This window comes from Ruminococcus sp. 210702-SL.1.03 (genome assembly GCF_020559915.1).
GTDB lineage: Bacteria > Bacillota > Clostridia > Oscillospirales > Ruminococcaceae > YE71.
Window position 1 is genome coordinate 1 of sequence record NZ_JAJCLZ010000045.1, and the last position, 8,888, is coordinate 8,888.

Here is an 8,888-nt window from a genome sequence, read left to right on the forward strand (position 1 = left end):
CATCAAAAAAGAGCAAGTCAGTGCTTACCTACTGTCCCCAGTTTAAATTATAACATAGGAAAAACGGACAAAACGGACAACTTTCGAGCTTTCAGCGATTTTTCGGTGAGTTTGCGATGTATCGGCACACGCGCTTGCGCACGCAGTCCTCTGACATTCCGCCGAGCAGTCGCGCTATCTGATGGTACTTCTTGCCCTGCACGAAACGCAGCTCGAACATCTCACGGGTCTGCGGGTCGGGTATGGCGGATATGTATGCGCGTACAGCGGCTGTGCGGCGTTCTAAGGCGGCTTTCTCGCGGTGGAGAGCCGTTACCTCGTCGCTCGGCGGCAAGCCGCTGAGGGTCACGCTGTGCTTGCTGAATGGCGGGTCGGCGGCGGACTGTACGCATACACGCGTTTCCAATTCCGCGAGCTGTGCGCTTATTCGGTCGAGCCTGCGCTTGTCCGCGCGGTAATTTTGCAGGGTGGTCTTGGTCATTTGCCGTCACCGCCTATCAGCCGCAATTTGCCAACGTGCGAGCACCTGAATATGCAGTTGCCGCAGGGTATCCCGTACTCATCGCACACGAAGTAATACTTCTTCGGCAGGTAGAGATTGCAGTTGTTCTTGAACTGCTCCTCGCCCGTCTTGTGCAGAATACCCCTCAGCGTTTCGCCGAAGATCGTTAGCTCGATGGTCTTGCCGAGATACTTTTCAAGTTCTGAACGTTTCATTTTCCTTCACCGTCCATTCTAGCACCGCAATTCGGGCAGAACTGCGATTTTCTGTTATTCCACATATCACAACAGGAAGATACAACACCCTCTTTAATTGTCGTGCCACTTCTATATTTGTTCTGCCAGTATCCGTGCTTGACTTCCTGCGCATCTGCGGTAGGTTCATCGTCAACCAGTTCGCACAGGTTATAATAAAGTTCTTCTATGGTCTTATCCCAATCAAATATGCTGTCTGTTGCCGAATCAATAGAACACTTTAATTTTTCTGCATCAATATATCTTGCCATTATTCCTCGTCCTCCTCATCCTCAAAATCTCCGTCAGTATTCGCCGCACATAACGCCCACATCACCGCCGCTATCGCCGAGATGGTCGTTGTTATCAGTATTGCTGGCAGCATCAGCTCACCCCTTCCAGACCGCAGATGATGCGGTACAGTCTGCATTCTCCCGCTTTCGCGCACCCGCAGCCGTCTTTGTGGAACTCGCGGTGGAACACCCGCTCCAGCTCCGCTTGGTGCTGATAAAGGCGGTGGGGCATACGCCGCGTCGATGTACGCTTCCGCCGCTTTCGCTTTCTCGGCTTTCGCCTGCTCGCGGGTGATAACGCCCCGCCGATAGTCGCCGTACAGCGCACGCATTACCGCAAAGTACATCTGCTCGGGTTGGGTAAGGCCGTCGGGCATTTCGGGGCTTCGCGCGGCGGCGGTATTCAGCATTTCCGCACGCTCCATCATCTCCGCTTTCGTCAGCATTTCAGCCATTCTCCGCACCTCCCAGATACTCTGTCAGCGCGCTCACGGCTTCATCAAGCGAACGGCATACGCACACCTTGTGCCCCTGCGCCCTAAGCTCTGCCGCCCACCATTCCTGCTCGGCGCTCACCCGACCTTTCGGCGTTTTCATCTCGATGTACAGCGAATGATACCCGCCGCACGCTACCGGCAGGCATAGGTCGGGCACGCCCGACTTCACCCCCAGCAGCTTCATCATGCGCCCCTGCTGCGGCGTGCACTTGCGCTCGTTCGGCACATGGTACATCAGCTTCAAGCAAGGGTACGCGCGCCGCACCGCAGTCTGCTGAGTCCAGCGCAGCACCGCCATCTGTATCCTCGATTCTTCCTGCATATTTCACCCTCCCATTATCCTGTTTAATATCTGGCTTGCTTCAAACTTCGTCAGACTGTCGATGTCTATGTCAGATTTCGCGAGCGCCCTCTTGCCGCGCCGCTTTATCATCTCTTTCTGTTTCTCGGTGGCGGGGGATTTTCCCCAGCGCTTGCAGGCGGTCAAGTCCCATATGTACCGCTGATCGCGCTCGTGCTGGCAGAGCAGCATATACGCTTCGTCGAGCGCCTGCTGCATGGGTACTCGCCTGCCGCCGTACTCCACACACCCCAGCTCGTCGGGGGCGGGTATGCGCAGGCTCTTGCCTTGTTTCAGCGAACATTTCAGCTCGCCCGTCGGCAGGCGGAACCAGTTGACATTGTGCGTCTGATACTTCTGCTCGCGCGCCCAGAGGTCTACTATCTTGACGTTCTTTATCCAGCTTTCGGGCGTGTCTGAGAGCGCCTCCGCCTTTGCGGGCAGGTCGAAGAGCATACCCTCCAGCTTGTCCTGCGCGCGCTTCGGCAGGTCTGATATGTCGATACCAAGCAGGCTCGGCGCGGTCATAAGGCTCGCCTTTCCGGTAACGCCCACGCAGTCGATGAGCGTCAGCATATCCTTTTCGGGGTGCAGCCGCAGACCCCTGCCCACCATCTGCGTGTACAAGCTGTCTGAGCGGGTCGGGCGGGCTATTATCACCGTTTCGACGAGCGGTATGTCAGTGCCCTCGGTGAACACCATGCAGTTGACCTAGCAGGGTATCTCGCGCGCGGTGAAGCGGCGAATTATCTCTGCCCTGTCCTTAGTCGCACCCGTTACTACCTCCGCGCCTTCAATGCGCCGCGCTATCTCACGGCACTGCTCCACCGATACGGCGAATATCAGCGTCGCGCCCTTAGCGTGTTCTCGGTAAGCCTGCGCGATGGCGTCCGCCGTGCCGTCCATAGCCTTTTCCAGCTCACCGGGAGCGTAGTCGCCCATGCGCGTGCGCACCGCCGAAAGGTCGTAGCCTATGTCCACCCGCTTGCAGCATATGTCGCAGAGGTAGCCGTGGCGTATGCCCCACCGCAAGTCGCGCTGAAATATTATCTCGTCGAAAACGTCTGAGAGCCTTGCGCTGTCGGCGCGGTTGGGCGTTGCCGTGAAGCCGAGAAGCAGGCGCGGACGGAAGTGTCCTATGACCCGCTTGTAACTGGCTGCGGCGGCGTGGTGCGCCTCGTCAACTATGATGATGTCGAAATCTTCGGGCGAAAAATCATCCAGTCTGTGCGCCATGCTCTGCACGCTCGCCGACACCACCTCTTCGCCGTGCGAGTGAACGGCTGCCATCTCAGCGGCGGCGGAGCACTCGAAATATTTCAGCGGCTGCTTGACAAGCTCTTCGCGGTGTGATAGTATCATCATGCGTCCTTTTCGGGGTAAGCTGGCAAACGTTACCGTTTTACCTAGTCCTGTCGCCATCTGTATCAGATAGCGCCCGCTGTCATGTGCTGCTATCGTGTCAATACATTCTTGCTGATAGTCACGCAAAGTGATGTTCATATTTTTAAATTCCCCTTTCATTTCTAAAAATTAGCGTGTGGCACTGTGGCACTTTGTGGCACTGATTTTTTGATGTGTTCCACGCCCCAAAAGCCTAGTAAAATCAAGGGTTTGTGAGGGTGTGTGGCACTGTGGCACTTTTTTTGCGTGTTTTTCGCTGAAAAAAATATTTTTTATATTTAATCAGTCAGATAAAAAGTATCATAAAAAGTATGCGTGTATATGTGCGCAAAAAGTGCCACAGTGCCACAAGTTTTTAAAACCCTGCAAAATCAAGACTTTGCGAAATAAGTAAAGTGCCACAAAATGCCGCAAAACAGTTCCACAAATGCCACGCGTGGCACACTTAGGCGGTCAGAACGGCTCGACATTGCCTGCTTGCGTTGCTTCCGCCTCTGCGTCGGGCATGGGCATTGCAATACACTCAACGTTTAAACCGTTTATGCGCCGCCCGCGCGTTAAATGCTTGCCGCGTGTTAATATTTTATGGTTGACTTTAAGCCAACTTAGCGTGCTTCTGGGGTCGTATCCCTGCTGCTCGCAGGCAGCTGTAAACTTTGCCCTGATTATAAACGCCACGCCGTTTTCGATAACGCCGTAGACCTCGCCGCCGTTTTCCTCGCTCATCGCGAAACGCTTCGAGTTAATCACCACCCAGTCGCAGAGGAATTTGTACCCGCGCTCGCCCGCCGATACCTCCGACTTGCGGGCTAGGAAAGGCGCTATGTCAGCCGCACGCAGTGGGCTTTCGCCGCCGAATATCTCCGCTTCTGCGAGCAGGTCGGCGGTGAGTATCATAGCCGCCGCCATCGCCTGCTTTTCCGTCGTGTCAGATTTGCAAAGCTCGGCGAAGTAATCATTGAATATCTCACGCGCCTGCGTGAGCACCTGCGGCTTTTGCACGCGCGCGACGAAGTACTGCCCCGCAAAGCCGTAGTTTTGTTTGAGCGTCGCCGAAGCGCTTATGCCGTCCGTAACGACCTTAGTATCCGCCCTGCACTCGATGTCGATAACGCGGTTCACAGCGCCCGCGCCCGCCGCGCCGCCTACCAGTGGGCTTTCGCCCGTAGTGATTATCGTGTTGCCCCAAGTCGGGGTGCTGTCGATACCGCCGTACTTGTTGCCGCGCCCGCGGCCCACGCCCTGCGCGAGCTGGTAAACGCTGAAATTGCTGCGCCCGCGGCTGTCCTTGCTGAGCTGGAGCTCGTCCATCATGAGCGGCAGGCTGTTGAGAAAAGCCGCCGTTCGCTCGTTGCTCACCTGCGTGGAATTGAACGTCTGTATGTATTCGCCGAGCGCGGGACTGCCCCATACGCTCGCCGCCGCCATCAGCCCTACCGTCTTGCCCGTGCCGCTGTCTACGCCCCATAGGTGCACGAAAAACGGCAGCGCGCCGAGCGGCTGCACGAGCACGCTCGCGAAGCTTGCAGCTATCACTATCTTCGCGATAACGCTTTCCCCGCGCAGTTTCTTCACGCAGCTGAGCCATTTCTCGTAGTCGCCGTGAGCGCGTATCGCCTTGTATATCGGCGCGTATGCCGCCTCGCCGTCGAACACCAGCCCATCTACATACGGCGCGAAACCGCCGCTGACGTAGCCCATGCGCCCTACCGACTTTCTCAGCGGCAGTTCGCGCAGGTTTAGGTTCTCCATGTCCTGCAAATACGCCACCAGCAGCTTTGCGCTCTCGCTCGTAACGTCTATGCCCGAAGCCGCCAGGTCGGTTATCTTGCGGCTGTTGAAAAGCACCGTCTTGCTCACGACTATTTCGCGCCACACGCCGCGCTTGCGGTAGGCTATGCGCAGTTTCTCCTCGCCCGTGTCGATGTTTTCCAGCACCTCTATCGGCATTATTGGGTGGTGGCAGGCTATGCACTCGCCGCTGCCGTCGAAGCCGACTACTCCGCCGTCGGTGCACTTCCATTTGCCGCCTTCGAGCTGCAAGGGTTGCCCCGAAAACTCGGTCGGGTTCGTGATGTATTGCAGGTCGTTTTTCGCGACCCTCTCGCGGCTCTCGCAGTACTGCTTGTAAAACGCCTTGAAATTCTTAAAGCCGACCTTCTGCGCCCGCTGTTCCATCTGATACTTCGCCCGCTCGTGCGCAAAAGGATTGGTGCGCTGAACGTAAACGACCTCATACGGGCGCTCGCCCGATACGAAATCGTCAAGCGTGTATTCGGGCACTATCTCGGCTTCCGCCGCCTGCTCGGTGTGCTCGGTCTGTTCGGTCTGCTCCTGCACATTCTCTGTCTGAATTTCATCGGTCAAATATCTCCCTCCTCATATCGTCAAAACGGCACGCCGTCGTCTGTGAACATCTCGGCGGCTTCGGCTATCTCGGGCGGCAGGGCTGCGGGCTGAGCCTGCGCCTGCGGCAAAACTGCGGGCGGCATTTTGAAAAACCCCTCGCAGACCAGCAACTTGCGCACCTTTTCCTCGCCGCTGCTGTTTGTATATCTGTCAGTCTTGACTTTGCCGAATGCCATCACCACGTCGTGCTTTTTGAGCGCCGCCGCAGCCCTTGCCGCCGCGTGCCAGCACTCGCAGTTCGCCCACACGGCCTCGCCGCGCTCGCCTTGTACCGCAGGCGGCCGCTCGCCGACCTTGATACTGAATGTCGCAAGGCTCGACTGCTTGTCGCCCACCGTCTTGTACTCGGAGTCGCGCGGGAGCATGCCCGCCACCAGCACCGTGCCGTCTTTAGTCATTATCTGCATAAAAGTCCTCCAGTTCCCGCGCGTCCTTTATGTACGTTATCGTCTTAGTTTCCCTGCACCAGCCGCACCGCCCGCAGCGTTTCGGCTCGCCCTCGCCGCGCTTCAGCTCGGCAAAATGCGGGCTCAGCCTGCGCACCTCTTCCAGCCGCTCGTCCAGCCACTCCTGCGGCACGCCGAAAATATCGTAGTCGGTGTACCGCTCCTTAGTAGCCGCCGCGATGTAGAAAGGCAGGCGCTCGCCCGTGTTCTGCCGCACTATCTCCTGATATATCGCGCCCTGCGTGTCGTAGCCCCAGTACCGCACGAAGCTCTGCCGCCTGCGTGCCCGCTCGTTCCATATCGGGGCGAAGTCGCGCATTATCTTGAGATCTGCTATCGCCTTGCCCTCGTGGTAGCTGTCCATCTTTATCTTGTACGGCACGCCGCCTATCTCGCCCGTCATTATCACCTGCTTTTCGCCCGACATATACCGCATAAATTTCGGGTCGCGCTCCAGCCTTTTGATGATGTTCTCAGCCTGCGCATAGTCGGCTTTCAGCTCGCCGCCGCGCTTGAATATCTCAGGGTGAGCCGCCCTGAACTCCTCGAGCGTGCCCTCGAAATATGCGTCAATGTACGAGCCTGTCAGCAGGGCCGTCGAGCTTCCGCGCGACCAGTCGCCTGCTATCTCCGCAAGCGCTTGCTCTTCGCACGCGCAGAAAGCCTTGTACTGCGAACAGCTCATGTACTCAAGAGCCGCCGCCTGCGAATAGTAGTTATCCTTAGTAATATCCATCATAATACGTCCTCCGCTTCTTTTCTGTGCGGGCGGCTGTCCTCCGGCTCGCCCTCTACCTGTACGCCCATCAGCAGGTCGGGGCAGTGCACTCGTGCAAAGAACGCCGCCGCGCGGTACGCGAGCATTTGCTCGGGCATGGTGCGCCATTTGCTGTTGGCGAGCCAGCCCTCAGCCTTTGCCATCGCCATAGTTACCACCGTGCCCTCCAGCAGGTCGCCGTCTGCGTCGGTCGCCTTGACGTAACAGCCGCGGCTCTCCGTGCCCCTTTCGCCGGTGTAGAGCACCTTTACGTTGCTGTATCTTTTGCGTATGAACGATAAGCACGCCTGTCCGCTCCAGCTCGGCTTGCCCTTTACGACGAACATCGACTGCATCACCATCATCGGCGAAACGCCCATGCGGTCTGCCATATCTATCGCTATCGCCACGTCTGCGGGCTTGTTCTGGTACGCCTGCGGGATAATCGCGGCTGTGCAAATCGTCTGCGCGAGCTTGTAGTAATCGCGGTAGTTTTCTATCACGTTATGCTCCTGCACCGCGACGGCGGCGTGCTCTTGCTGTACCGCCGTAATGTCAACTATCTGCTGTCTTTCGTCTGTCATATCCGACCCTCCTTACAGTGACACGGACGTGAAAGCCACGCCCTTGTATACGAAGTAGACCTCGCGCCCATCGCCGACTCTTTCGAGCTTTACGCCCAGCTCTTTTGCGGCCTGCGCCATGTCGATGTAGTTCGCGAATATCTGCACGCCGCCCAGTATCTTGCTTATGTCGCCGTTCGGGTACACTGACGTAGTGCCGTCCATGTAGTAGCCGTCGCCGCTCGAGAAGCTTGCCTTTTTGAGCACTTCTATATCGCGGTATATCTCGACCATCTTATCGAACCGCGCTTTGATAGTCATTTTTTTTGCCATTTACTTTTCCCCCTCTTCCTGCGCCGTCATAGCTCTGCCGTAGATCTCGCCGAGCGAGAATATATCTTGATCTTCATCGCTCATTTTCTTATACAGCCTAAGCACTATCTCGGCTATCTCCTCGCAGCATTTCGCGTACATTGCCGATTTTCCCCCGCCCGTACTCATGCTCAGACCGCCGACTTGACAAGCGCAGCAGTTTGTGGTATCATTATCGTTAGTGATAACGGCTTCTGTGTTATCGTTTGCGCTCGTCTCTGTTGCCGCAGGGGCGGGCGTTTTTGTTGTGCTTTCGGTATTCATGTTCTTATCCTCTTGTGTTTTCGTCTGCTCTGCGCGCCACTCGCGGCGGAGCTTGTATATGTAGCTGACATCGCGGCTGAACCTCGCCGCTATCTCCGCGACCCTTGTGCCGCGCTCGAACTCGGTCTGTATATGCTCGCGCTGTTCCTGCGTCAGTCCGCGCTGCTTCATCGGTACGCGCTGCTTTAACGGTACGCCGAGCACTCTCTGATTTTCCATGTAATTTCGTATCTCCTTTCGCTTGGGGTTCTCCTGCTGACCCTGCTTGACGGTGTATGTCGGGGTCAGCCCCGCCGTCAGCAGGCAGTCCTCCACCTCGTCCACCGAGAGATCGACCGCATCCGCTATCTGCCGCAGCGACTTGCCCTCGGCATTCAGCAGGCGTATTTTCAGCGCTGTTTTAGTCCGCATTTTCCTCGCCCCTCGTTACGTCCATCATGAACGTTATAGCTTCAAGTCCCCCTATTAAACGGACGTACTGCGCGTGCTGGTCTTCGTCCATGCCCTTTTCAAGGGCTTCCGCCAGCGCACGCATAGCAGTGCAGTACAGCCAAAGGTCAAACGGGTTAAGTTCCAAACCGTTAAGTACCTCTTCTTCGCACTTTTCGACGGTGCGCATTATCAGCGGCATAGGGTCGCCGCCGGACGGTTTATTAAACTGACGTGCTATATCTGCGGTCTTGCTCTCAGCTCTGCTTCCGCTTACTTTAAATTTCATTTTGATAACCTCCTTAAAATCAAAAACCAAACATTGCCCAGCGGCTGAACATCGCCGCCGCGTAGATCACAAATGCTACTCCCGCGCCGC

The 8,888-nt window shown here is 56.7% G+C and carries 14 protein-coding genes; all 14 read right to left on the reverse strand.

Annotation, left to right across the window (positions count from 1 at the left end):
- Positions 1-91 precede the first annotated feature (91 nt).
- Positions 92-481: an RNA polymerase sigma factor gene (locus LI114_RS12605; protein WP_227220976.1), complete on the reverse strand. Its 390-nt coding sequence runs from the start codon at positions 479-481 to the stop codon at positions 92-94.
- The gene (locus LI114_RS12610; protein ID WP_227220950.1) at positions 478-717 is read right to left on the reverse strand and encodes a hypothetical protein; all 240 of its coding nucleotides are present in this window, start codon (positions 715-717) and stop codon (positions 478-480) included. Before LI114_RS12610 ends, LI114_RS12605 begins: the two co-directional genes overlap by 4 nt.
- Positions 714-1,007, reverse strand: a complete 294-nt coding sequence (locus tag LI114_RS12615; protein ID WP_227220977.1) for a hypothetical protein — start codon at positions 1,005-1,007, stop codon at positions 714-716. The genes LI114_RS12610 and LI114_RS12615 overlap by 4 nt, the downstream gene beginning before the upstream one ends.
- The gene (locus LI114_RS12620) at positions 1,007-1,483 is read right to left on the reverse strand and encodes a hypothetical protein (protein ID WP_227220978.1); all 477 of its coding nucleotides are present in this window, start codon (positions 1,481-1,483) and stop codon (positions 1,007-1,009) included. The genes LI114_RS12615 and LI114_RS12620 overlap by 1 nt, the downstream gene beginning before the upstream one ends.
- Positions 1,476-1,847 (reverse strand): VRR-NUC domain-containing protein, encoded by a 372-nt coding sequence (locus tag LI114_RS12625; RefSeq protein ID WP_227220979.1) that lies wholly within the window; start codon positions 1,845-1,847, stop codon positions 1,476-1,478. Before LI114_RS12625 ends, LI114_RS12620 begins: the two co-directional genes overlap by 8 nt.
- Before the next feature lie 3 nt (positions 1,848-1,850).
- Entirely contained in the window at positions 1,851-2,567 is a 717-nt protein-coding gene (locus LI114_RS12630; protein ID WP_227220980.1) for a hypothetical protein, read from the reverse strand.
- Between the two features lie 9 nt (positions 2,568-2,576).
- Positions 2,577-3,368: a DEAD/DEAH box helicase gene (locus LI114_RS12635; RefSeq protein ID WP_227220981.1), complete on the reverse strand. Its 792-nt coding sequence runs from the start codon at positions 3,366-3,368 to the stop codon at positions 2,577-2,579.
- A 354-nt stretch (positions 3,369-3,722) separates the two neighbouring features.
- Positions 3,723-5,636, reverse strand: coding sequence for a DUF927 domain-containing protein (locus tag LI114_RS12640; protein WP_227220982.1), 1,914 nt, complete (start codon positions 5,634-5,636; stop codon positions 3,723-3,725).
- A 20-nt stretch (positions 5,637-5,656) separates the two neighbouring features.
- Positions 5,657-6,085 (reverse strand): single-stranded DNA-binding protein, encoded by a 429-nt coding sequence (locus tag LI114_RS12645; RefSeq protein ID WP_227220983.1) that lies wholly within the window; start codon positions 6,083-6,085, stop codon positions 5,657-5,659.
- On the reverse strand, positions 6,069-6,863 hold the full coding sequence (locus LI114_RS12650) for a PD-(D/E)XK nuclease-like domain-containing protein (RefSeq protein ID WP_227220984.1): 795 nt from the start codon (positions 6,861-6,863) through the stop codon (positions 6,069-6,071). The genes LI114_RS12645 and LI114_RS12650 overlap by 17 nt, the downstream gene beginning before the upstream one ends.
- Positions 6,860-7,465 (reverse strand): hypothetical protein, encoded by a 606-nt coding sequence (locus LI114_RS12655; RefSeq protein WP_227220985.1) that lies wholly within the window; start codon positions 7,463-7,465, stop codon positions 6,860-6,862. Before LI114_RS12655 ends, LI114_RS12650 begins: the two co-directional genes overlap by 4 nt.
- Before the next feature lie 12 nt (positions 7,466-7,477).
- The gene (locus LI114_RS12660; RefSeq protein ID WP_227220986.1) at positions 7,478-7,777 is read right to left on the reverse strand and encodes a hypothetical protein; all 300 of its coding nucleotides are present in this window, start codon (positions 7,775-7,777) and stop codon (positions 7,478-7,480) included.
- Positions 7,778-8,491, reverse strand: coding sequence for a helix-turn-helix domain-containing protein (locus tag LI114_RS12665; RefSeq protein WP_227220987.1), 714 nt, complete (start codon positions 8,489-8,491; stop codon positions 7,778-7,780).
- Positions 8,481-8,798 carry a hypothetical protein gene (locus tag LI114_RS12670; RefSeq protein WP_227220988.1) on the reverse strand — a complete coding sequence of 106 codons (318 nt, stop codon included), beginning with the start codon at positions 8,796-8,798 and terminating at the stop codon, positions 8,481-8,483. The genes LI114_RS12665 and LI114_RS12670 overlap by 11 nt, the downstream gene beginning before the upstream one ends.
- Positions 8,799-8,888: the final 90 nt, after the last annotated feature.

Coding starts and splice junctions, on each gene's coding strand:
- LI114_RS12605 (WP_227220976.1), bottom strand. CDS start 481: ATGACCAAGACCACCCTGCAAAATTACCGCGCGGACAAGCGCAGGCTC.
- LI114_RS12610 (WP_227220950.1), bottom strand. CDS start 717: ATGAAACGTTCAGAACTTGAAAAGTATCTCGGCAAGACCATCGAGCTA.
- LI114_RS12615 (WP_227220977.1), bottom strand. CDS start 1,007: ATGGCAAGATATATTGATGCAGAAAAATTAAAGTGTTCTATTGATTCG.
- LI114_RS12620 (WP_227220978.1), bottom strand. CDS start 1,483: ATGGCTGAAATGCTGACGAAAGCGGAGATGATGGAGCGTGCGGAAATG.
- LI114_RS12625 (WP_227220979.1), bottom strand. CDS start 1,847: ATGCAGGAAGAATCGAGGATACAGATGGCGGTGCTGCGCTGGACTCAG.
- LI114_RS12630 (WP_227220980.1), bottom strand. CDS start 2,567: ATGGTGTTCACCGAGGGCACTGACATACCGCTCGTCGAAACGGTGATA.
- LI114_RS12635 (WP_227220981.1), bottom strand. CDS start 3,368: ATGAACATCACTTTGCGTGACTATCAGCAAGAATGTATTGACACGATA.
- LI114_RS12645 (WP_227220983.1), bottom strand. CDS start 6,085: ATGCAGATAATGACTAAAGACGGCACGGTGCTGGTGGCGGGCATGCTC.
- LI114_RS12650 (WP_227220984.1), bottom strand. CDS start 6,863: ATGATGGATATTACTAAGGATAACTACTATTCGCAGGCGGCGGCTCTT.
- LI114_RS12655 (WP_227220985.1), bottom strand. CDS start 7,465: ATGACAGACGAAAGACAGCAGATAGTTGACATTACGGCGGTACAGCAA.
- LI114_RS12660 (WP_227220986.1), bottom strand. CDS start 7,777: ATGGCAAAAAAAATGACTATCAAAGCGCGGTTCGATAAGATGGTCGAG.
- LI114_RS12665 (WP_227220987.1), bottom strand. CDS start 8,491: ATGCGGACTAAAACAGCGCTGAAAATACGCCTGCTGAATGCCGAGGGC.
- LI114_RS12670 (WP_227220988.1), bottom strand. CDS start 8,798: ATGAAATTTAAAGTAAGCGGAAGCAGAGCTGAGAGCAAGACCGCAGAT.